General features: G+C 65.0%; 22 protein-coding genes. 14 read left to right on the forward strand and 8 right to left on the reverse strand.

Annotated elements, in window-relative coordinates:
* Window positions 1–50: 50 nt before the first annotated feature.
* The 3 genes from HRUBRA_RS00375 to HRUBRA_RS00385 all read right to left on the reverse strand — a co-directional run bounded on the left by HRUBRA_RS00375 (window position 51) and on the right by HRUBRA_RS00385 (window position 4,313).
* Entirely contained in the window at window positions 51–2,165 is a 2,115-nt protein-coding gene (locus HRUBRA_RS00375; protein ID WP_084592367.1) for an outer membrane protein assembly factor BamB family protein, read from the reverse strand.
* Between the two features lie 28 nt (window positions 2,166–2,193).
* Window positions 2,194–2,946 carry an SDR family NAD(P)-dependent oxidoreductase gene (locus HRUBRA_RS00380; RefSeq protein WP_035513396.1) on the reverse strand — a complete coding sequence of 251 codons (753 nt, stop codon included), beginning with the start codon at window positions 2,944–2,946 and terminating at the stop codon, window positions 2,194–2,196.
* Between the two features lie 71 nt (window positions 2,947–3,017).
* Entirely contained in the window at window positions 3,018–4,313 is a 1,296-nt protein-coding gene (locus HRUBRA_RS00385; RefSeq protein WP_035513397.1) for an acyl-CoA dehydrogenase family protein, read from the reverse strand.
* A gap of 143 nt (window positions 4,314–4,456) precedes the next feature.
* Here HRUBRA_RS00385 and HRUBRA_RS00390 point away from each other — a divergent pair, with 143 nt between their 5' ends.
* The 5 genes from HRUBRA_RS00390 to HRUBRA_RS00410 are packed head-to-tail and all read left to right on the forward strand — an operon-like array spanning window position 4,457 to window position 9,325.
* The gene (locus tag HRUBRA_RS00390) at window positions 4,457–5,194 is read left to right on the forward strand and encodes an SDR family NAD(P)-dependent oxidoreductase (RefSeq protein WP_035513399.1); all 738 of its coding nucleotides are present in this window, start codon (window positions 4,457–4,459) and stop codon (window positions 5,192–5,194) included.
* On the forward strand, window positions 5,191–6,213 hold the full coding sequence (locus HRUBRA_RS00395; RefSeq protein WP_035513401.1) for a phosphotransferase family protein: 1,023 nt from the start codon (window positions 5,191–5,193) through the stop codon (window positions 6,211–6,213). Before HRUBRA_RS00390 ends, HRUBRA_RS00395 begins: the two co-directional genes overlap by 4 nt.
* Window positions 6,214–7,848 (forward strand): long-chain fatty acid--CoA ligase, encoded by a 1,635-nt coding sequence (locus HRUBRA_RS00400; protein ID WP_236629737.1) that lies wholly within the window; start codon window positions 6,214–6,216, stop codon window positions 7,846–7,848. It begins immediately after the preceding gene.
* A gap of 26 nt (window positions 7,849–7,874) precedes the next feature.
* Complete coding sequence (locus HRUBRA_RS00405; RefSeq protein WP_035513402.1) at window positions 7,875–8,516, forward strand: TetR/AcrR family transcriptional regulator; 642 nt, start codon at window positions 7,875–7,877, stop codon at window positions 8,514–8,516.
* Window positions 8,517–8,521: 5 nt separating this feature from the next.
* Window positions 8,522–9,325, forward strand: coding sequence for an alpha/beta fold hydrolase (locus tag HRUBRA_RS00410; protein ID WP_035513404.1), 804 nt, complete (start codon window positions 8,522–8,524; stop codon window positions 9,323–9,325).
* 24 nt (window positions 9,326–9,349) lie between these two features.
* Here the strand turns inward: HRUBRA_RS00410 and HRUBRA_RS00415 are convergent, their stop codons facing one another.
* From HRUBRA_RS00415 to HRUBRA_RS00435, 5 genes are all read right to left on the reverse strand, one after another.
* Window positions 9,350–10,657, reverse strand: a complete 1,308-nt coding sequence (locus HRUBRA_RS00415; RefSeq protein WP_052094226.1) for a serine hydrolase domain-containing protein — start codon at window positions 10,655–10,657, stop codon at window positions 9,350–9,352.
* A 67-nt stretch (window positions 10,658–10,724) separates the two neighbouring features.
* Window positions 10,725–11,156: a YqaA family protein gene (locus HRUBRA_RS00420; RefSeq protein ID WP_035513406.1), complete on the reverse strand. Its 432-nt coding sequence runs from the start codon at window positions 11,154–11,156 to the stop codon at window positions 10,725–10,727.
* Complete coding sequence (locus tag HRUBRA_RS00425; RefSeq protein WP_236629738.1) at window positions 11,149–11,799, reverse strand: gamma-glutamyl-gamma-aminobutyrate hydrolase family protein; 651 nt, start codon at window positions 11,797–11,799, stop codon at window positions 11,149–11,151. Before HRUBRA_RS00425 ends, HRUBRA_RS00420 begins: the two co-directional genes overlap by 8 nt.
* Window positions 11,796–12,770, reverse strand: a complete 975-nt coding sequence (locus tag HRUBRA_RS00430) for an amidoligase family protein (RefSeq protein ID WP_035513411.1) — start codon at window positions 12,768–12,770, stop codon at window positions 11,796–11,798. The genes HRUBRA_RS00425 and HRUBRA_RS00430 overlap by 4 nt, the downstream gene beginning before the upstream one ends.
* Before the next feature lie 30 nt (window positions 12,771–12,800).
* Window positions 12,801–14,111 (reverse strand): spinster family MFS transporter, encoded by a 1,311-nt coding sequence (locus HRUBRA_RS00435; RefSeq protein WP_236629739.1) that lies wholly within the window; start codon window positions 14,109–14,111, stop codon window positions 12,801–12,803.
* A gap of 120 nt (window positions 14,112–14,231) precedes the next feature.
* Here HRUBRA_RS00435 and moaC point away from each other — a divergent pair, with 120 nt between their 5' ends.
* From moaC to HRUBRA_RS00480, 9 genes are all read left to right on the forward strand, one after another.
* Entirely contained in the window at window positions 14,232–14,720 is a 489-nt protein-coding gene (gene moaC, locus HRUBRA_RS00440; RefSeq protein ID WP_035513413.1) for a cyclic pyranopterin monophosphate synthase MoaC, read from the forward strand.
* A complete protein-coding gene (locus HRUBRA_RS00445) occupies window positions 14,717–14,965 on the forward strand; it encodes a MoaD/ThiS family protein (RefSeq protein WP_035513414.1) in 249 nt (82 codons plus the stop codon). The genes moaC and HRUBRA_RS00445 overlap by 4 nt, the downstream gene beginning before the upstream one ends.
* A gap of 1 nt (window position 14,966) precedes the next feature.
* Complete coding sequence (moaE, locus tag HRUBRA_RS00450) at window positions 14,967–15,458, forward strand: molybdopterin synthase catalytic subunit MoaE (RefSeq protein ID WP_035513416.1); 492 nt, start codon at window positions 14,967–14,969, stop codon at window positions 15,456–15,458.
* 5 nt (window positions 15,459–15,463) lie between these two features.
* Complete coding sequence (locus HRUBRA_RS00455) at window positions 15,464–15,946, forward strand: flavin reductase family protein (RefSeq protein WP_035513420.1); 483 nt, start codon at window positions 15,464–15,466, stop codon at window positions 15,944–15,946.
* Between the two features lie 4 nt (window positions 15,947–15,950).
* On the forward strand, window positions 15,951–16,502 hold the full coding sequence (locus HRUBRA_RS00460; RefSeq protein WP_035513421.1) for an NUDIX hydrolase: 552 nt from the start codon (window positions 15,951–15,953) through the stop codon (window positions 16,500–16,502).
* A gap of 39 nt (window positions 16,503–16,541) precedes the next feature.
* A complete protein-coding gene (gene bcp / locus HRUBRA_RS00465) occupies window positions 16,542–17,018 on the forward strand; it encodes a thioredoxin-dependent thiol peroxidase (RefSeq protein WP_035513423.1) in 477 nt (158 codons plus the stop codon).
* Window positions 17,019–17,024: 6 nt separating this feature from the next.
* Window positions 17,025–17,807, forward strand: coding sequence for an exodeoxyribonuclease III (locus HRUBRA_RS00470; RefSeq protein WP_035513426.1), 783 nt, complete (start codon window positions 17,025–17,027; stop codon window positions 17,805–17,807).
* Between the two features lie 87 nt (window positions 17,808–17,894).
* Window positions 17,895–18,230: a preprotein translocase subunit YajC gene (yajC, locus tag HRUBRA_RS00475; protein WP_035513428.1), complete on the forward strand. Its 336-nt coding sequence runs from the start codon at window positions 17,895–17,897 to the stop codon at window positions 18,228–18,230.
* Between the two features lie 82 nt (window positions 18,231–18,312).
* Window positions 18,313–19,593 (forward strand): alanine/glycine:cation symporter family protein, encoded by a 1,281-nt coding sequence (locus HRUBRA_RS00480; protein ID WP_456107044.1) that lies wholly within the window; start codon window positions 18,313–18,315, stop codon window positions 19,591–19,593.
* Window positions 19,594–19,731 lie beyond the last annotated feature (138 nt).

A 19,731-nucleotide genomic window follows, 5' to 3' on the forward strand; every position in this document is an offset into this window, starting at 1 on the left:
GAAAAAACCCCGGCCGGAGACGGCCGGGGTTTTTTTACGCTGGACGAGAGCTAGTCGGGCAGCTCGAAGACGTAAAGGGCCTGGCCGTTCGTCGGCTGGTAGATTTCCGGCGAGAGCACTGCGGTGAGTGCGCGGAACACACCGATACCGGTCGGTACGGCGATGTACTGCTTGCCGCCGGCCGTGTAGGTGATCGGGTAGCCGTGTAGCGGTGCGCCCAGGCGCGTTTCCCACAGCACAGTGCCGCTGTCCACGTCGAAGGCCTTGAAATAGCGATCCAGATCGCCGATGAACACGAGCCCACCGGCCGTGCCGAGGGCGCCGCTGAGGAACAGGGCGCGCTGCTCGTGGGACCAGCGCTCTTCCAGGGTGCGGACATCGTAGGCGGCCAGCTTGCCCAGCTTACCGCCGGCACCTGGCATTTCGTAGGTGCGTGAGTCACCGCCGTAGCCGCCGCCACCAACCTCGAGGGGTACCTCCCGCCCGACCATGTCGGAGCAGAGCTGGTGCAGGGGGATGACGAGACTGCCCGCTTCGGGGTTATAGGTCGAAGCCTGCCAATTATGGCCGCCGTAGATCCCCGGGCAGGCCTGGATGGTATCGCCTATCTTTGCTTCGAGGATGTCCTCCCGGTAGCTCACCCGGCCTGTTTCCCGATCGATCCCGGCAAAAACGTTCTGCGGCAGCGTTTCCTTGACCGCGATGAAGTCGCCGTTGCGCCGATCAAGTTTCCAAAGCAGCCCGTCTTTCCCGACGGTAAACAGAACCTGTCTACCGTCGATATCCACCAGGACGCGCTCGAAGCCGATATCCATGTCGATGGTCTCGCCGGGCACATGTTGAAAATGCCAGACGATGTCACCGGTTTTCGGGTTCAGGGCGAGGGTGGAATTTGTGTATAAGGCCTGGTCCGTTGCGCTCATGCCGCGGCTTGCCGCCACCCAGGGCTTTGCCTGGGAGGTGCCGATGAAAAACAGGTCGAGCTCCGCGTCGTAGGAACCGGCGATCCAGGCGTCGCCGCCGGCCCGCAGCGCCTGCGGTTGCCCGCCCCAGGTGTCACCTTCGGGGGTACCGGGGAGGGCGATCGTAGAGGTTCGCCACAGCTCCTCGCCCGTGTCCGGGTCGTGTCCGGTGATAAAACAGCCCGCTTTTGTATACAGCTCACAGCCGTTTATGCCCGACAGGACCACGCCGCCGCCGACGATGGGGCCGGCTGTGTGCGTATAGGCTTCACGGTAGTCGGCCTTCGCCGTACGCCAGAGCTGCTCTCCGGTGCGTGCATCGATGGCGATCAGCGCCGCATCGTAGGTGCTCAGGAACAGCTTGTCCTCATAGATGGCAATGTTGCGCACCGGACCGCCGAGGGTCTTGGCCTCCGGTGGGAAGGTGTAGACGAACTCCCAGAGGACCTCCCCACTGGCGCCATCCACGGCCTGGATAATGTTCCCCGGGTGGGTGACGTAGAGGATGCCGTCGTGGGCCAGCGGCGTGACTTGATTGCTGCCGTCGCGCATGGCGAGAACCCAGGCCAGCTTGAGGTCGCCGACATTGTCCCGGTTGACCTGGGCGAGGGGGCTGTAGCCATGTCCGTCCCGGGTCCGACGCCAACTCAGCCAGTCCCCCGGTGGCGGATTGGCCAACATGGCTTCGCTTACCGGGGTATAGCTGTCAAGTCCTTGTCCGCGGAAGCCACCCCGGCTGCGAGCGGCTTGATCGATTGTCCCTGCCTCAGTGAAATTGAACCAGCCCTCGTCGCCGCTTGCCTCTTCGGCACCTTCCCCCACGGGAGCCAGCGCCGCGAGGTCGAGCAGGGGCAGGTCACCGGCTGCGGACTCCCGGTTGCGCTCCAGCAGGTAGGCGACGGCTGCTGCGAGGTCGCGATTGCGCAGCACCGAGGTGCCGCCCGGGGGCATGTTCGCTGCGGTGTAGCGCAGCAGGTCTACCGGTGAGGCCTGGCCCCACTTGTCGAGGAAGACAGGCCCGAGGAGAGCATTGCCGTGCGGCGATCCGCGCAGGGACATACCGTGGCAATTGGAACAGTGCCGAAGGTAGACGGCCTCGCCCGCGCTGGCCAGCTCCGCTGGCGTTGGCGGCTTCGCAGCGGCACCGGAGACGCCGGCAAGGAGCGTGGTGGCGAGAAGGGCAGGGGACAGGGCCTTGGGCATGGGCTTTTCTCCTTCATGATATGCGGCGTCAGGCGCTGTAGCCGCCGTCGACGCCAATGATCTGCCCGTTGATATAGGCCGCCCCCGGGCTTAATAGGAAAGCGACGGTCGCGGCAACCTCCCCGGGATCGCCCAGGCGCGGCGCCGGAGTGCGGTCCAGGCACAGGCGTATCACGTCTTGAGCGGTCTGGTCGGCGGTAAAGGAAGAGTGGACGATACCCACATCAATCACCCCCGGAGCCACGGCGTTGATGCGCTTGCCATCGCCTGCGATCTCCCGGGCGAGCTGACGCACGATGCCGGCGATGGCCGTCTTCGGTATGCCTGACATGCCGTCGTTTTCGAGGGTGCGCAGCACGGCCGTGGTCAGCAGCTGCACAAGGGCGCCGCCGGGGGGGAGGCGCCGGGCCGCTGCCGTAAGTAGATGAAAGGCGCCGAAGACGTCGGTTTCCATGATCTCGCGGAACTGCTCGGGCGTGACATTCACGAGGGGGCAGAGAGGAATGGCGGGACCGGTCGCGTTGACGACCGCCGTCAGCGGCCAGTCACTACTGCCGGCTTCGCTGAGAAAATTATCCACCGCGTCCGGGTCCCGCAGGTCAACGGCGCTGCTGGTCACGGGCACGCCCAGGGCGCCGAGTTCTTCGCTGAGTGCGCGGGCACGGTCGCTATTGCGGTGATAACCGATGTGCAGTCCGTAGCCATCTGCGGCTAGACGACGGCAGCTGGCGGCCCCGAGACCGCCGCTGCCACCCACCACGGCTACCGTACGCTGGTCCATCCCCTGTGCCTTCTCCTGATGCGCCGGCGAGCCGGGAGCTGGGCTCCCGGGGACGCGCCGGCGGCTAGCGCTCAATCCTCCAGATAGTGGCCGTACTTCTTGAGGGCCGCTTCGCGCAGCGTGGGCGTGTGGTAAGTCGGGAACAAGCCCGGCGAAGGCTCGTAGTCACGTAATACCGTGCGCGCCACCGTGATCTTGTGCACCTCTGAGGGGCCGTCGACCACACCAAGCTCCGGAATGTTCGCCCACATGGTCATCAGGGGCGTCTCATCCGACATACCCCAGCTGCCGTGAAGATGCATGACGCGGTAGATAACTTCCTGCAGCACCTTGGGCGTCGCGGCCTTGATGGCGGCAATTTCCTTGCGGACCTCCCGGTTGTATTCCTTGTACTTGTCGATCAACCAGGCTGTGTAGAGCACGTGCAGGCGGTACTGGAGAATCTGCGTGTAGGTGTCGGCGATTTTTTCCTGGGTCAGCTGCTTGTCCGCCAGCAGCTCGCCCTTGGTGTGACGGCTCTTGACTCGCTCGCACATCATGTCCATGGCTTTCTTCAGTACGCCGACGCTGCGCATGGCGTGATGCACGCGGCCGCCGCCGAGGCGCGTCTGCGCCACCAGGAAACCGCCGCCTTCTTCGCCGAGGAGGTTCTCTGCCGGCACGCGGCAGTTCGTAAAGCGCAGGTAGCCATGCACGCCGCCGCCCTGTTCAACATAGGGTCCGACCGCGGTATTGCGCAGGATCTCCAGCCCCGGCGTGCCTTTCTCGACGAGCACGATGGAGGCGCCCTCATGAATCGGCACATCTTTATTGGTCACCACCATGACGAGGAGGAACTCGGAGAAGCTGGCGTGCGAGGCAAACCACTTTTCACCATTAATGACCCACTCGTCACCGTCGCGCTCCGCCGTGCAGGTGAACTGTGCCGGGTCGGCGCCTGCGTGGGGTTCGGTCATGGAGTAACAGGAGGCAATTTTGCCGTCGAGGAGAGGCTGCAGGAACTTTGCCTTCTGCTCCGGCGTGCCGAAGTGCGCGAGGATCTCTGCATTGCCGGAGTCAGGCGCCTGACAGCCGAATACGCTCGGTCCGAAGCGACTGCGTCCGAGGATCTCGTTCATCAGCCCGAGCTTGACCTGCCCGTAACCCTCGCCGCCCAGCTCGGGGCCCAGGTGGCAGGCCCAAAGCTTTTCTTTCTTCACGATATCCCGGAGCGGGGCCATGGCCTTCGCTGCGGGAGATTCCGGATCCCAGGGGTCCCCGGCGCCACGGAAGACGAGATCAAGGGGCTCGATTTCCTCTCGTGTAAAAGTATCAATCCAATCCAGCTTCCGCTGAAACTCAGGGTCAGTCTCGAAACTCCAGCTCACGCAGCCTCCCGTTTGATTTTAGGGCCTCTGGGGTTGGTCCCGGCGCGCCTTGCGGGGCGCTGTGCCTTGACTTGGTAGGCTGCAAGTTTAAACTTGCTAGTCGCAAACAAGCAAATATTTATAACTCCCAAGCGCAGGATGCCATGGACAAAGACACGACTACCTGGATTGTAACCGGAGCCTCCCGAGGGATCGGGCTGGCAGCTGCCGATCGTATCCTCGAGCAGGGCGGCCGCGTCGCCCTTGTGGCTCGCGGCGAGGGCCTGGAAGCGCTCGCAGAAGCTCGCGGTGACAACTGTATTGCCTGTCGCGCGGATGTCTCGCGGCCGGAAGAACTGGCCGCCGTCGCCGAGCGTGTGCTCGGCGAATGGGGTCGCATCGATGTGCTGGTCAACAACGCAGGCCTCCATCGCGGGGGCCGCGTCGGACGCCTCAAGCTCGAAGACTGGCAGGCCGTGCTGGATGTGAACCTTACCGGCGCGCTCCAGGCGATACGGGCGGTGGAGCCGCACTTCACTGACGGCGGTGCTATCGTTAACGTCGGCGCTGTTGTCGGTTTTCGGGGCTTTCCCGGCGATGTCGCCTACGCAGCGTCGAAGGCCGGACTCTCCGGCCTGACCCGCGCCCTGGCGATCGAGCTGGCCCCCCGGGGCATCCGGGTGAACCTTGTTATTCCCGGTCTCGTCCTCACGGAGATGACCGGCGGGGTCTCACCGAAGGCCCTCGAGGCCATGCGCCAGACCATTCCCCTGGGTCGTTACGGCGAGGCTGAGGACATCGCCCGGGTAATTCACTGGGTTGGCTCCAGCGATTATATGACCGGCGCCTTCGTGCCCGTGGACGGCGGCCTGCTGTCGAGCTTCGGAGTCCCCGGACAATGAATCCCGCACAGGAAACGGCCCTGGCCAACTGGCTGGCAACCCACGCCGGCGTAACCGGCGCCCGGGTGTCCGGCGTTCTGGGCGGCGGGAATGCCAATGTCACGCTTCAACTCGACAGTGACGACGGACGCCTGGTGCTGCGCACGCCGCCGGAAAACGCCGTATCCGCCAAGGCGCACCGGGGTATTGAACGCGAGGGGCGGGTACTCCGTGCCCTGTCCGGGCGGGCGCGGGTTCCCGGTTTCGTCGCCTGGTGTGAAGATCCGACGGTCCTGGGCCGGCCCTTTCTTGTTGCGCGCCACGTCGACGGCGTCGCGATCACCTCGACGCTCCCGGCGAGCTACGACGCTACAGCAGAGAGTGTCAACCGCCTCGGCGAGGACCTCGTGGACGAACTGGCGCTCGTGCACACGCTGCCGTGGGCATCGCTGGGTCTGGAGGACTTCGGGCGCCCGGAGGGTTTTCTGGAGCGGCAGGTGACGCGCTGGCGGGAGGTCCGACGGGCCGACCAGGTGCGGGAACTGCCCGAGCTGGAGACGCTGGCTGCCTGGCTGTTGGCAGAGAAGCCGGCAGATCATCCCGGTGCCCTGACCCATGGCGACTACCACCTGGACAATACGCTCTCCCTGCCGGACCGGCCGGGCCTCGCGGCGATCATCGATTGGGAACTGGCGACGATCGGCGACCCGCTGTCAGATCTGGCGCTGCTGCTTATGTTCTGGGGCGACCAGCGGCGCTCGGCCCCCCCCGGCTTCCCGCACATCCAGGAGGTGAGCCGGCGCGCCGGCGTCCACAGCCGCCGGGATCTCGCCGAGCGTTGGTCCGGTCAGACCGGCATCACCCTGGACAACCTTGATTATTACCTGTGTTTTGCCTTCTGGCGCCTGGCGGCCATTGTCGAGGGCGCCTACGTGCTGTACCGCCGGGGCAAGGTCGATACGGCCTATGCCCGCGGTATCGAACAGGACGTACCCGCGCTCCTGGCCGAGGCGGCTGCTGCAGCAAGAGGAGATTGGTAGATGGCCGATTACGCGCCTATGCCCGCCACCATGATGCACATGCCGATGACTGTGCAGATGATTATGCGTCACGGGGCGAGCGTGTTCCCCGACAGCGTCGTTGCAGATTTCGATGGCGACCGGGTAACGCACACCCGCTATGGTGAGATCGCCCGGAACGCTGTGCGCCTCGCCAACCTGCTCCGCGACCTGGGGGTCCGTCTCGGCGATCGCGTGGGAACCTTCAGCTGGAACAACCGCGAGCATCAGGAAGCCTATCTGGCTATCCCTGCCATGGGCGCGATCATGCACACGATCAACGTGCGCCTGTCCACGGAGCAGATCGCCTTCGTGATCAATCACGCCGAAGACCGCGTGCTGATCGTCGATGCGCAGCTTTTTGAGGTGCTCGCGCCGGCGCTGCCGCTCCTTGATACGGTCCAGCACCTGCTTGTTGTCGGAGCCGGGGCCGAGCCCGTCAGTGGCGCTGTTCACAGCCACGACTATCACAAGGCGGTGAGCCAGCAGCCGGATGACTATCCCTGGCCAACGCTGGACGAAAATGCGGCGGCCGCGATCTGCTATACGAGCGGTACCACGGGCAATCCAAAGGGCGTGGTCTACAGCCACAAGACCACCTATCTGCATGCGCTCGCTTCCCGCGCCACCGATACCTTCGGCATCTGCGAGGCGGACCGGCTGCTGCTGCTGCCGCCCATGTTCCACGCCAATTCCTGGGGCATGCCCTACAGCGGTTGGTTCTCCGGCAGCGATCTGATCATGCCGGGGCCCCACGTGCAGCCGGACAAGCTCATTCGCCTGATCGGCAGTGAACGACCCACGTTCAGCGCGATGGTACCCACGGTGCTTGGAGACCTTCTGCGCGTGCCGGAAGAAGAGCTCGACATGCGCTGCTTCCGGCTGCTGGTGTCCGGCGGCTCCGCGGTGCCGCCGGCCATGATCGAAGCGGTGCGTGAACGCTGGGGGGTGCCCCTCCTGCAGGGCTGGGGTATGACTGAGACCAGCCCCATGTGCGTGCTGTCGCATCCGCCGCGGGAACTCGAGGGCCAGGCCGAGTCGCAATGGCGGGCCAAGAGCGGTCGCCCGGTGCCGGGCATTGAAGTGCGAGCAATAGACGATAGCGGTGAGCCGGTTCCCTGCGACGGGGAAACCGTGGGTGAACTGCAGTTGCGGGGGCCCTGGGTGACCGGCGCTTACCACGGCATCGACGCCAGCGACAGCTTTACGGCGGACGGCTGGCTGCGCACCGGCGATGTTGGTCACATCGATAGCAAGTACTTCGTGCAGCTGACTGACCGTACCAAGGACGTGATAAAGTCCGGAGGCGAATGGATCTCGTCCGTGGACCTGGAAAATGCCCTGTCGGCCCACCCGGACGTAACCGAGGCCGCCGTGATCGCTGTGCCGGATGAGCGCTGGCAGGAGCGGCCCCTGGCAATTGTGGTCAGTCACCGTCCCGACCTCGGTGCCGAAGAGCTTCGCAGCTTTTTGCGCGAACGCGTGGCGCGGTTCTGGATTCCTGAGCGCTGGGTTTTTGTCGATGCTCTCGAGAAGACCAGCGTCGGTAAGATCGACAAAAAACGTCTGCGGGAACGACGCGATGCGGGTGAGTTTGAGGTCCTGCGCGTGTCCTGACGCTGCAGCCTGACGAGGAGCCACTCATGCCACAGCCACAGCCATCCAGGGCCGAAGAAGGGCCGCTTACCCAGGCCGAGAGGACCGCGCTGTCTGACCGACGCATGTTCGAGGCGGCCATCGAACTTATCAACGAGTTCGGTACGCGCAAGATGACCCTGAAGGAGATCGGGGAGCGCGCCGGTTACAGCCGGGGGCTCGCGAGCTATCGCTTCGGTTCCAAGGACGGTCTGCTGCGGGAACTTTTCGGGCGCTTCGACATGCGCTGGAAGGAGCACCTCGGCGAGCGGCTCCAGGGGAAGCGCGGTATCGAGGCGATTCGCGCCGGCATCCACGCCCAGCGCGATTTCTTCCGCCGCGAGCCCAACTATCTGCGGGCCATGTACCTGCTCTGGTACGAATCCCTCGGCCACGAGTCGGATATCCGCAGTGCCCTCTCGGACCATCATGCGATCTACCGCAAGGATGCCCGGCAGTGGGCCGAGGCGGGAATCGCCGACGGCGATATCTCCTCGACCATCGACCCGGAGCAGTTCGCCGTGCGCTACTGCTCCTTCATGTTCGGCACCATCTATCAGTGGCTGGTGGATGCTGATGCGCTGGACATCGACGGGCTCTTCGCCGATTACGAAAAGCAGATCATGACTATCCTGAGAACTGGAGTGTAACCGCCATGGCTTACCTGCAACGCGACGACGGCAATGTTTACTTTGAGGATCACGGCAGCGGTGAGCGGACCATGCTGCTGCTGCACGGCTGGGGCATGAGCCTCCGCGTCTGGGATGCGACACTGCTGGCGCTTCTCGACAAGGGCTATCGGGTGGTGCTCATGGACCATCGGGGCTGCGGCGGGTCCGATAAGGATTTCGCCGACATGAGCATCGAGGCCATTGCCGGCGACGTGGTCGCCCTGGTCGGGCAGCTCGCCTTGAATCGCGTTGTGCTCAATGGCTGGTCTCTCGGTGGGGCCGTGGCGGTTGCGGCAGCCGCGCAGCTAGGCGAGCGCTGTGAGGGGCTGGTGCTGACTTGCGCAGCGTCACCGATTTACGTGCAGAAGCCTGATCTTGCCCTGGGTGGCACGCCGGAGGATATGGCCGCTACGGTGCAGGGTCTGAGTGAGGATCGCATCACTTTCCTCCATGGTTTGTCCCGGGCCGTCTGCGCGAAGCCCGTCGGCGAGGCGCTGGAGCATTGGATGTGGCGGGTGTTCACGGAGGCCTCCCCCCGGGCGATTGCGACCCTCGCCGAGCTCGGCCCGCTGGATCAGCGCGCTGTGCTCGCCGGGCTCAGCATGCCTATACTCAGCTACGTCGGTGGCCAGGATGGTTTTGTTGCGCCGCCGATCTGCCGTTGGGTGGCCGATAACAACCCGAATGCCCGCGCCGTGGAGCTTCCCGATTGTGGCCACGCACCGTTCATCGAAGAGCGGGAGCGCTACCTCGAGGAGCTGCTCGCTTTCCTCGGCAGCCTCAGCTGAGGCGCACTGTCCCTTCGCGCCGTCCTACCAGGCGGCGCTGTTAGCACCCACCCGGTCACGATTTGTTTCCAGCAGGGCCCCGTAAGTCAGCACCCGGAAGGTATCTGCCAGTTTGGTCTGGTGCGGCACGCTCTGGGTCATGAAAATGCCGACGATGTCGTCCACCGGGTCCACCCAGAAGCGTGTCCCGGCCGCGCCACCCCAGCCGTAGCTGCCGTCCGCACCCAATTCGCCGGTGGCCCCCGGGTCGACGCTCACGCCGACCCCCAGACCGAAGCCGTCGATGGAATAGAGGTTGTCCGTGGCGAGGCCCGCGACGTGATTGCGGCGCAGATGACGCACGGTAAGGGGTGCGAGTAGCCGCACGCCGTCCACGGCACCATCCCCCGCGAGCATCCGCGCGAAGCGCAGATAATCTCTGGCGGTGCTGACAAGGCCGCCGCCGCCGCTCTCAAACACGTTGCCCTCGACATAACTCCGGGTGAGTTCCGGGTCGGCAACCTGAAGCGCCTGTTCGTCGCTGAATTGCCAGGGCGCGTCCGGGGCCATGGTCGTTCCCCGGGGTGAGTAGAGCTGGGCAAGGCGGTCCCGCTTCGCTGCGGGCACCAGGAAGTGTGTGTCCGTCATACCCAGGGGCTCGAAGATCCGCTCGCGGAAGAAGTCGCCAAGGCTCATGCCGCTGACAGCCTCCACCAGCCGCCCCTGAACGTCCACGGCGACACTGTAATGCCAGCGCGTGCCCGGTTCATATTGCAGGGGCAGGGTGCCCAGAGTCTCTGTAAATGCCGGCAGGTCTGCCTTCTGGAACAGCCCGGCTTCCCGGTATCTTCGATCCACACTGCTATCGCCGAAGAGGCCGTAGCTGAAGCCGGCACTGTGCCGCAGCAGGTCCCGGATCGTCGGTTGCCGTGCCGCCGTCCGCGTGGTCAGGGGGGTGTTGGGGTCAAGGTCTTCGGCGACGGCGAGGTCCGCCAGCTCCGGAAGGTACTCTGCCACCGGATCTCCGAGCAGGAAATGACCCTCCTCATAAAGCATGAGGACCGCCACCGTGGTGACCGGCTTGGTCATGGAGTAGATGCGGTAGAGCGTGTCGGTTGTCGCGGGCCGGCCCGCCTCCCGGTCGCGGTCGCCCCAGGTGGCGTGGTAGACGACGTCACCACCTCTGGCGATGAGCCCCTCACCGCCAACCATGATCCCCGCGGCTACGGCGGCGTCCATGTGCCGGTCGATCCGGGCCAGGCGCTCGGCGGAAAAGCCGGTTGCCGCCGGGTCCGGGGCGGCCGTCAGCGTGCCGCAGGCAAAAAGAAGCAGGGAGAGGGCAAGCTGGCGCATCGCGGTGTTCCCGGTTCAACGAAAGCGCTACGCTAGCTCGCTTTGCCGGTCCAGGCAAATGCGCCTTTCAGCCTGGCTGAGGCGTCCCCACCAGGAGCGAGAGGGCGGCGTAGCGGAGGCCTTTGCCGACAGCAAGCAACGGAGCCACCTTCCATAGCGGTGCCTGCAAGGTGCCGGCGACCAGGGGAAGGGCATCACCGCCGAGGGGCAGCCAGGCGAAGAGCAGGCTCCAGTAACCGTAGCGGCTGTACCAGGCTGTAGCGCGGGCGAGCTGTCGCTCGCTCACAGGCCACCAGCGGCGTTCCCGGAAACGAAGCAGGGCGAGACCAAGGACCCAGTTCACCAGTCCCCCGAGCGTATTACCCAGGGTGGCGACCGCTACGAGTAGCGCAGGATCGCTGCCGCTGGCAAGCAGGCCAAGGAAGACCACCTCGGAGTAGAAAGGGAGAAAGGTCGCCGCGAGGAAGGCGCTGGCAAAGAGTACCGTGAGCTCAGCCACGGCGTTCGAGGGCTGCCCGTACCAGCCAGCGGAAGAGGGCGCGCTGCGCAGACAGATAGAGCAGGTATTCCGGGTGCCACTGTACGCCGAGTATCGCGCGCTCGCGGTGCTCCACACCCTGCACAAGTCCATCAAGGTCGCGGCCGGTGATAGCCAGTTCCTCGCCTGGTCGGTCGACGGCCTGATGGTGAAGGCTGTTTACCCGGAGCCGTTTGCGGTGGGTGACCGCTGCCAGCTGCGAGCCGTGTTCGAGATCTACGCGCTTGGTGGGTAGCAGGCTTCCGCGGTTGCGGGTGCGCCGGCGCAGGGCGCGGATATCGCCGTGGAGATTGCCGCCGAGGACGACGTTGATGAGCTGGGCGCCGCGGCAGATGCCGAGAAGCGGCAGTCTGTGCTCCAGTGCACGCCGAACCCAGCGGAGCTCCAGCGCATCGCGAGCCGCATCGATGCGTACCGCTCCTTCCAGAACGCCGCCATAGTGCTCCGGCGCGATGTCGTTGCCGCCGCCGATCACCAGACCGTCGATGTCCTCAAGGGACTGCTGATGGCGCAGGCTGATGCGGACTGCCCGGGCGCCGCAGAGAGCCAGCGCCACTCGCGTACACCACCAGGCGGATGCGTAGCGGCGGGCAGTGCCGGTCACGCCAATTCGCGGTCGCGCAGCCATGGGGTGAGTTCCGTGCTCCAGGCGGCCCGGTCGACTCCGACGAGCGGCCTTCCGCGTTCAAGAAAAGCTGTGGCGAGGTGCGCAAGGTCCTGCGGCCGCTGGGCGAGATCATCGATGATCCGCCAACCCTCCCAGGCGTTTCCGAGGGACCAGTCCGGGTCGTCGATGAGACAGTTCGGCAGGCGGTAGTGGAAGGCCGGCCGCGCCTTGACGCGGTCGTCCTGAACCGCTGCCTGCACGGCCGCGGCATCGAGGACGCTGAGTAGCGGCAGCATGTCCAGGGCCCGGTTGCGGGTGGAGTTGTGCTCAAGATAGGTGGCCAGGAGTGCCTTGCCGGTAGCTGGCGGTCCCCGCTCGCACAGCGTCCGGGTATAGGCTTCCGGGTAAAGGTCCACATAGGGGCTTACGCGTCGGGCGAGGTCTACGGCATGGGCGTCCACCAGCCACCACTGGAGCAGGGCGAAGGCAACCAGGTAGCGCCAGAGCGTCCCGGCTTCGAGGTCGGGCGCCTCGGTATTGATGTGGACGCCGTAGGCTGCGATCACCGAGTCGCGGGTACCGGCAGCCCCGGCATTGCGGAGCGCGTCTACGAGCGGGTCAAGCAATAGGGCGAGTTTATCAAGAGGGATCGGCGGACAGACCACCTCCAGCGGCACAATGCGCTCAGCGGCAAGGCTGAGGAGTTCTACCCAGCCCTCGCCGCTGCTGCCGTTCTGCTCGGCGGCCTGGCGCTTGAGGAAGTCCCAGTCGATCTCGATCGTAAAGTCGCCGGCTCCGGGAACGGCGAGCACGCAATGGGCCGCGTCCGCTTGCCGGCGCTCACCGCCGATGGCCTTTTGCACCACGTTCGCTGCATCGTCGAGGGACAGGCCGGTGAACTCGATCTCCAAGCCGGCCCGGCGCCAGGCATCCCGGCGTGTGTGTGTTACCGCGGGAAGCGTAAACATGTGCCCAGCATAGCAGACTCGTCCCGTGCCTCAGTCTTGCGCCGCAGCCGGCGTGCCGTCGCGGGCGAGATCAGCAGGCAGGTTGCGGGCCGCGAGGAGGAAGCTGCCGATGGCCAGCAGGCCAACGCAGGCGGTTATCACCATGGCCCAGCGCAGGTTCTGGTCGCCGGCCATCGGCGCAAGCAGATCGCTGGCCAGACCCGTAAAAAAGGGCCCGAGCCCAAGCCCGATCATGTTGAGTACGAAGAACAGCACTGCGGACGTGAGCGCGCGCATGCGGGGTGGCACGAGGGCGTGGGCAATGGCGATGCTGGGCCCGAGGTAAAGGGAGTTCACCACGGAGACCACCGCGAGGACCGCCAGCACTGACGTCGTATGGTTGCTGAGGATTACGTAGAAGTAGGGGAAAAAAGCAAGGCCCCCACCGATGGCGGGCACCCACACGTACCAGCGTCGGTCGCCCACCGCGAGCCGGTCACCGAGGTAGCCGCCGAGGAAAGTGCCAATCGCGCCGGAAAGGCCCGCGACCAGGGACAGCACCAGCCCGACGTCGCCGACGCTCATGCCGTGGTTGCGGATCAGCAGCGAGGGTAGGAAATTGCCGTTGCCATAGGAGACGTAGGAAGTGAGTGCGCAGCCCATCGCGACGTACCAGAAGGATCGCCGCTCGCGGAGCAGGCGCAGGGTCTCGCCGATGCTGGGGCGATGGTCGTTGCTGCCCGCAGCATCCCAGCGTCCGCGGGGTGGCTCGCGAACGGTGAGCGCCAGCACGATGGCGAAGAGAATGCCCGGAAGGCCCACGACCATGAAGGCTGCGCGCCAGCCGAAGGTGTCGGCGAGGATGCCGCCGAAGGCGTAGCCCAGGAGGATGCCAATATAGATACCCGAGGAGTAGAAAGACAGCGCCGTGCCGCGCTGTTCCGGCGGGTAATAGTCGCTGATCATGGAGTGAGCCGGGGGGCTGCCGCCAGCCTCTCCGAGGCCCACGCCGACCCGCGCCAGCAGCAGCTGTCCATAGCTCTGCACGAGGCCCGAGAGAGCCGTCATGCCGCTCCAGACGGCGAGGGCCGCTGCGACAATGTTGCGGCGGTTGCCCCGATCGGCAAGGTAGGCAATGGGGATGCCTGCGGTCACGTAGATGACTGCGAAGGTGAAGCCCGAGAGCAGCCCGAGCTGCGCGTCGGTCAGGCCCATATCGGCCTTGATCGGCTCCTGCAGGATCACCAGGATCTGCCGGTCGATGAAGTTGAAGGCGTAGACGATGGTCAGCATCACCAGCACGAAGCGTCGGTAACGGGAGCTGAAGTTGTCGTCGCGGACATTATTGTTCTGAGTTGTCACGGCGGCACCACTGCTGCAGAGTGCGGAAGACTGTGCCACAGGCGCGGCGGATTTGGTATTTCTGGCTTCAGGCACGGCCTTTGGCTAGACTGCCGGGCCGATGAACGCAAGGCCGGAGCGATGGCGGAGCTGACACACCTTGATAGTGAGGGCGAGGCCCACATGGTGGACGTGGGCGATAAGCCCGTGACCCGCCGGGAAGCGTCTGCGGCCAGTGACGTCATCATGGACGTTTCGACCCTGGCTCTGCTCCGGGCCGGTAACGCGGCCAAGGGCGATGTTTTTGCTGTGGCGCGCATTGCCGGTATTCAGGCGGCCAAGCGCACGGCGGAGCTCATCCCCCTTTGCCATCCGTTGCCGCTGGATCGGATCGACGTGGAAGTGACAGCCTGTGATGAGCTGCCCGGGGTTCGGATTGTGGCCCGCTGCGCGGTTGCAGGGCGCACGGGGGTCGAGATGGAGGCGCTGACCGCGGCGGCCGTGGCCGCGCTTACGGTCTATGACATGCTCAAGGCTGTTGACCGCGACATGACCATCGCCGCCACGCGGCTCCTGACGAAGCGCGGCGGCCGCTCCGGCGACTACCGGCGAGAGAACGCACCGGCGTGAAGGTATTGTTCTTCGCCAGCGTGAGGGAGCGTCTCGGCAGCGGTGAGTGCGAGTTCACCGGCGCAGCGCTGCCGCCGGACCTGGACACGCTGCGCGGTGCTCTGGCGGCACGCAGCGACGTGTATCGGGAAGTGCTTGCACAGCCGAATCTGCTCTGCGCCGTGAACCAGATTGTGGTGCACGGCAATGTTGCCCTCGGGCCCGATGACGAGGTGGCTTTCTTTCCACCGGTCACCGGCGGCTGACATGGGCCCGCGTTTCTGTCGTATCCAGCGGGAGGACTTCGACCCGGCCGCGCTGCAGGCGGCGGTGGCGACAGGAGATAGTGCGGGGGCAGTGGTGACTTTTACCGGGCAGGTGCGGCGGCCCGTCGGTGACGACAGCTTCAGCGGTCTCACCCTGGAGCACTACCCGGGCATGACGGAACGCGCCATCGCGGCGATTCTCGACGAGGCAGGGGAGCGCTGGCCGCTCCTCGCTATCGGTGTGGTGCATCGCATTGGCGAGCTGGCCCCGGGTGCCAGCATCGTCTGGGTCGGTGCGGCGGCCGCCCACCGCGGCGATGCCTTCGCGGCCTGCGAGTTCACCATGGACTACCTGAAAACCCGCGCCCCGTTCTGGAAGAAGGAATATCGGGGTTCCGGAGCGCGCTGGGTGGAGGCGCGCCGCGGAGATGATGAGCGCGCGGCGCGCTGGCAGCGCGCGGCGCCAATGACCACGGCAAGGACGGAAGACTAGCAATTATGGCACTGGATCCTCGGGCGCTGCGCAATACTCTGGGCAATTTCGCGACAGGGGTCTGTCTGGTCACGGCTTTGGACGGCGAGCTGCAGCCGCAGGCCCTCACGGTGAATTCCTTTTCATCCGTGTCCCTGGACCCCCCGCTGGTTCTGTGGAGCCTGCAGAACAACTCCGAAGCTTACGATATCTTTGCAACGCCGCAGCACTATGCCATCAACGTGCTGGCGGCGGAGCAGGAACTTTTGTCCACACGCTACGCGCAGTCCGGGGCTCATCTGCTCGACCCGGCCCATTTCACGCCCGGGGAGAACGGCGCACCGGTGATTACCGGCGCGCTGGCAGTCTTCGAATGCCAGCTGGCGGCGACGCATGAGGGCGGGGACCACACCATCATCGTGGGTCGGGTCGCCCGCTTTGCGGCGGATACCACCCGCGAACCGCTGGTCTTCTACCGCGGCGGCTACCGCGCGCTCGCGGTATCCTGAGCCCATGAAGTTCTGTAGCGATTGCGGCGCTGCCGTTACCTTCCGTATCCCCCCGGGGGATGACCGGGAGCGTTTTGTCTGTGATGCGTGCGAGACGATTCATTACATCAACCCGAGGGTTATCGTGGGCTGCCTGCCGACCTGGGGCGACCAGGTCCTGCTTTGCCGCCGGGCCATTGAGCCGCGCCGCGATTACTGGACACTGCCCGCCGGGTTCATGGAGAACGGCGAGACCACGGAGGAGGGGGCCGCCCGGGAAACCTGGGAGGAGGCCCGGGCGCGGGTCCGGGACCTCGCCCTCTACCGCGTTTATGACGTGCCGTATATCAATCAGGTGTATTTGTTCTACCGCTGCAGCCTGATTGACGGCAGCCACGCGCCCGGACCGGAGAGCACAGAAACCCGCCTCTACCGCCGCGACGAGGTGCCCTGGGACGACCTTGCGTTCCCGAGTATTTATCGGGCGCTGCGCGCCTTCTTCGATGATCGCGAGGCGGGCCGTGACTATCCGCACGCCGTGGAAACCATCTTTCGCCGTCGTGATGCCGGCGGCTGAAACACGCCAGCATGACAGCCAGCCAACGAGGAGATCGCCATGGCATTCCCCAAGATCGGTAACCTGGCTCCGGCCTTTACGCTGCCCGACCAGGATGGCAGCAAGGTCAGCCTGAAGCAGTTTCGTGACGATAAGAATGTCGTTCTCTATTTTTACCCGAAGGCCATGACGCCGGGCTGTACGGTCCAGGCCTGCGGCCTGCGCGATAGCAGCAAGGCGCTGGCGAAGAAGGATACGGTCGTGCTCGGGATCAGCCCGGACCCGGTGGCACGCCTTTGCAAGTTCATCGACAAGGAACAGCTGAACTTCACGCTGCTCTCCGACGAGGATCACGCCATCGCCGAGAAGTACGGCGCCTGGGGCCTGAAGAAGTTCATGGGCCGCGAGTTCATGGGCATCCTGCGTACGACCTTTATCATCGGCAGGGACGGGCGTCTGAAATACATCATGGACAAGGTCAAGACCAAGTCCCACCACGACGATGTGCTCGCTCTGATCGAAGAGCTGGGTCTGTAGCACACCGTGCTTTCCATCGTCACTCTCAACGCGAATGGCATACGTGCCGCTGCCCGAAAGGGTTTCTTTGCGTGGCTCGAGCAGGAACAGCCGGATATCGTCTGCATCCAGGAGACCAAGGCCCAGGAGCACCAGCTGGATGAGAGCCCGTTCTACCCGTCGGGCTACCACTGCTTCTACAATGACGCCGAGCGCAAGGGCTACAGCGGCACCGCGCTCTACTCGCGGGTGCAGCCGCGCAAGGTCATCGACCGGCTCGGCTGGGATCCGGCAGACAGCGAAGGGCGCTACCTTCAGGCGGACTACGACGGCCTGTCGGTGGTGTCTCTCTACCTGCCCTCGGGTTCCAGCAGCGAGGCCGCGCTGGACAAGAAATACGCCTTCATGGATCGCTTTTATGAACATCTTCGTGGCCTGCGCCGCAAGCGCCGGGAGTTCGTGATCTGTGCGGACTGGAACATCTGTCACAGGGAAATCGACCTGCGCAACTGGAAAGCCAACCAGAAGAACTCCGGTTTCCTGCCCGAGGAGCGCGCCTGGCTGGATCGGGTTTACAGCGAACTGGGCTACCGCGACAGCTTTCGCATCGTGGAGCCCGGCCCGGATCAGTACACCTGGTGGTCGAATCGCGGCCAGGCCTGGGCAAAAAACGTCGGCTGGCGCCTGGACTACCAGGTGATTACCCCCGGTCTCGCGGATCGGGTCCGTGCTGCATCCATCTACCGGGAGGAACGCTTCTCGGACCATGCGCCGCAGACCATGGTTTTCGATCTGGCGCTCGCGTCCTGAGCCCGCTTCGTTTGCCCGGGGAGGCCAAACCCGTTACATTGCCGCGGCGGGAATTCACCCTTTGTTTCCAGTGTAAGAAGGACAGCCATGATCCCTTTCATCGCAGCCGCCCACGCCCAGGGCGCAGAGCAGCCGCCCGGTGGCGGCCTGTTTCAGATCGTCTTTCTGGTCGGTCTGTTTGCTATCTTCTATTTCATCGCGATCCGGCCTCAGCGCAAGCGTCAGAAGGAGCACCAGGAACTGGTGGGCAGCCTTACCAAGGGCGACGAGGTCGTCACCAGCGCGGGCATCCTTGGCCGTATCACCGCCCTGGACGACAATTACATGGTGCTCAACGTGGGCGAAAACACGACGCTCAAGTTCCAGCGCCTTCACGTGCACGCCAAGCTGCCTAAGGGCACGCTGAAGGCGATCGGCGACTGACAACGCTGCCTCCTCACCGTACACCGGAACGTCTGTGCGCGATCTGATCGTCACCGTCAATGGCCTGGCCTGGGGGCCGGTCATGCTCCTGCTCCTCCTCGGCACGGGCATCTTCCTGACCCTCGGCCTGCGCTTCGCAACGCTGCGCCGCCTGCCCCGGGCCATCGGCTTGCTGCTGCGCGGGCGCACGGGCACAGGGCAGGGAGACATCTCGCCCTTCAGCGCGCTGATGACGTCCCTGTCGGCGACCATCGGCACCGGGAACATCGCCGGCGTCGCGACGGCCCTCGCCCTCGGCGGGCCCGGCGCTCTGTTCTGGATGTGGCTCACGGCTTTGTTCGGCATGGCCACCAAGTACGCGGAAGCCGTCTGCGCAGTGCGCTTCCGGGAGCAGGATGCCAACGGTAACTACAGCGGCGGCCCCATGTACTACATCCGCAACGGTCTCGGCCGGCGCTGGCATTTTCTCGCCTATGCGTTTGCTATCTTCGGCAGCCTTGCGGGTTTCGGGATCGCCAACACGGTGCAGTCGAACTCCATTGCCCAGGTGCTGAACGACAGCTACGCGGTGCCTCCGCTGTTCACCGGGCTCGTGCTCATGGTGCTGGTGGGGGCCGTGGTGCTCGGGGGTATCCAGCGCATTGCCCAGGTGGCCAGTTACCTCGTGCCGATCATGGCCTCGAGCTACTTGCTTATGAGCGTGCTGGTGGTGGTATTTCATATCGATGCAGTGCCCGGGGCGTTGGTGGAGATCGTTGCGTCGGCCTTCACGGGTTCTGCGGCCACCGGCGGCTTTGCCGGGGCCACGGTCTGGGCCGCGCTGCGTTTCGGGGTGGCTCGCGGTATCTTCTCCAATGAGGCGGGGCTCGGCAGCGCGCCGATCGCCCACGCGGCTGCGCGCACCGACTCGCCGGTGGAGCAGGGCATGATCGCCATGCTCGGGACCTTTATCGACACGTTGGTCGTTTGCACCATGACCGGCCTGGTCATCGTTATCATGGACGTGCTGCCGACCGGTGTGAGCGGTGCGAGCCTGACGTCCCTGGCTTTCGGCGGGGCCTTCCCGGGCGGGGAGATCATCGTCACCCTTGGGCTTTGTCTCTTCGGCTTTACGACCACCATCGGCTGGTCTTTCTACGGCGAGCGCTGCGTGGTGTTTCTGGTCGGGGTCCGCGGCGTCCTGCCGTTCCGCCTGCTCTGGGTCCTGGCCCTGCCGGTCGGTACGATGCTGCAGCTCGATCTCGTCTGGCTCCTCGCCGATACGCTCAATGCCTTCATGGCAATCCCCAACCTCATCGCGCTCCTGCTCCTGGGGCCGCTGGTCTTCCGTATCTCTTGGGACTACTTCGCCGGGGTGCGCTGAGAGCGATCGTCGCCGGTGTTGATCCTGCGCAACGCCGCCCTTCATATCCTGTGCTTTCTTTAGGCGTGCGGCAGCTTTAGGCCTGCGGCAGCTTTGCCGGGTCGAGTACGGGGTGCGCCGCTCAGTCGCTCCCCGTTC

Source organism: Pseudohaliea rubra DSM 19751 (assembly GCF_000764025.1).
Taxonomy (GTDB): domain Bacteria; phylum Pseudomonadota; class Gammaproteobacteria; order Pseudomonadales; family Halieaceae; genus Pseudohaliea; species Pseudohaliea rubra.

Coding starts and splice junctions, on each gene's coding strand:
- yajC (WP_035513428.1), top strand. CDS start 17,895: ATGATCCCTTTCATCGCAGCCGCCCACGCCCAGGGCGCAGAGCAGCCG.
- HRUBRA_RS00375 (WP_084592367.1), bottom strand. CDS start 2,165: ATGCCCAAGGCCCTGTCCCCTGCCCTTCTCGCCACCACGCTCCTTGCC.
- HRUBRA_RS00390 (WP_035513399.1), top strand. CDS start 4,457: ATGGACAAAGACACGACTACCTGGATTGTAACCGGAGCCTCCCGAGGG.
- HRUBRA_RS00380 (WP_035513396.1), bottom strand. CDS start 2,946: ATGGACCAGCGTACGGTAGCCGTGGTGGGTGGCAGCGGCGGTCTCGGG.
- HRUBRA_RS00395 (WP_035513401.1), top strand. CDS start 5,191: ATGAATCCCGCACAGGAAACGGCCCTGGCCAACTGGCTGGCAACCCAC.
- HRUBRA_RS00405 (WP_035513402.1), top strand. CDS start 7,875: ATGCCACAGCCACAGCCATCCAGGGCCGAAGAAGGGCCGCTTACCCAG.
- HRUBRA_RS00460 (WP_035513421.1), top strand. CDS start 15,951: ATGAAGTTCTGTAGCGATTGCGGCGCTGCCGTTACCTTCCGTATCCCC.
- HRUBRA_RS00430 (WP_035513411.1), bottom strand. CDS start 12,770: ATGTTTACGCTTCCCGCGGTAACACACACACGCCGGGATGCCTGGCGC.
- HRUBRA_RS00455 (WP_035513420.1), top strand. CDS start 15,464: ATGGCACTGGATCCTCGGGCGCTGCGCAATACTCTGGGCAATTTCGCG.
- HRUBRA_RS00480 (WP_456107044.1), top strand. CDS start 18,313: ATGCTCCTGCTCCTCCTCGGCACGGGCATCTTCCTGACCCTCGGCCTG.
- moaC (WP_035513413.1), top strand. CDS start 14,232: ATGGCGGAGCTGACACACCTTGATAGTGAGGGCGAGGCCCACATGGTG.
- HRUBRA_RS00415 (WP_052094226.1), bottom strand. CDS start 10,657: ATGCGCCAGCTTGCCCTCTCCCTGCTTCTTTTTGCCTGCGGCACGCTG.
- HRUBRA_RS00400 (WP_236629737.1), top strand. CDS start 6,214: ATGGCCGATTACGCGCCTATGCCCGCCACCATGATGCACATGCCGATG.
- bcp (WP_035513423.1), top strand. CDS start 16,542: ATGGCATTCCCCAAGATCGGTAACCTGGCTCCGGCCTTTACGCTGCCC.
- moaE (WP_035513416.1), top strand. CDS start 14,967: ATGGGCCCGCGTTTCTGTCGTATCCAGCGGGAGGACTTCGACCCGGCC.
- HRUBRA_RS00410 (WP_035513404.1), top strand. CDS start 8,522: ATGGCTTACCTGCAACGCGACGACGGCAATGTTTACTTTGAGGATCAC.